This is a genomic window from Oleiphilus sp. HI0043 (genome assembly GCF_001634935.1).
The window spans coordinates 1-591 of record NZ_LWEY01001739.1 but is presented as its reverse complement, the minus strand read 5'-3'; the positions used below and the strand labels follow the sequence as shown (position 1 = coordinate 591).

The window sequence follows — 591 nt, the reverse complement described above, 5'->3', positions numbered from 1 at the left end:
CTCTTGTTTCTTCTCAAGGCGAGCGAATGAGCAAGCTGGCTCAAGGCGAGCAAGTTGTGGTCGGTAAGAACAAGTGGACAGACGGTATTGAATCACCACTCGTTGGAGACAGTGACGGCGGTATATTTATGGTCGACGCTGAAGCTGCTCAGAAAACCATTGATGCCTTAAACAATACACGAACCAGCCGCGATGCCGCCCGTGTAGAAGCTTCTCTAAAAGCCTTGGCTGAAGCCGCAAAAAATGGCGAAAATATGATGGCAGCCTCTATTGAATGTGCAAAAGCGCGCGTAACCACGGGCGAATGGTCAGATACCTTACGTGAAGCCTTCGGCGAATTCCGTCCACCAACAGGTGTTGATGGTCAGGCGCTGACAATCGAGTCAGATACCCTGGAACAGGTTCGAGCTAAAGTTGAGCAATTCATCGAAACGAATGGCTATCGCCCTCGTATCGTCGTTGGCAAGCCGGGCCTTGATGGCCACTCAAATGGTGCTGAAATGATTGCTGTTGCAGCGCGTCATGCAGGCTTCGATGTTATCTACTTCGGTATTCGCTTAAGTGCTGCAGATATCGTGCAATCGGCTTTGG

At 50.6% G+C, this 591-nt stretch carries 1 protein-coding gene; it reads left to right on the top strand.

Annotation, left to right across the window (positions count from 1 at the left end; translation table 11 throughout):
• Positions 1–26 precede the first annotated feature (26 nt).
• Positions 27–591 (top strand): methylmalonyl-CoA mutase family protein (locus A3729_RS26540; RefSeq protein ID WP_231877511.1); only part of this gene is annotated, 565 nt, incomplete at its 3' end.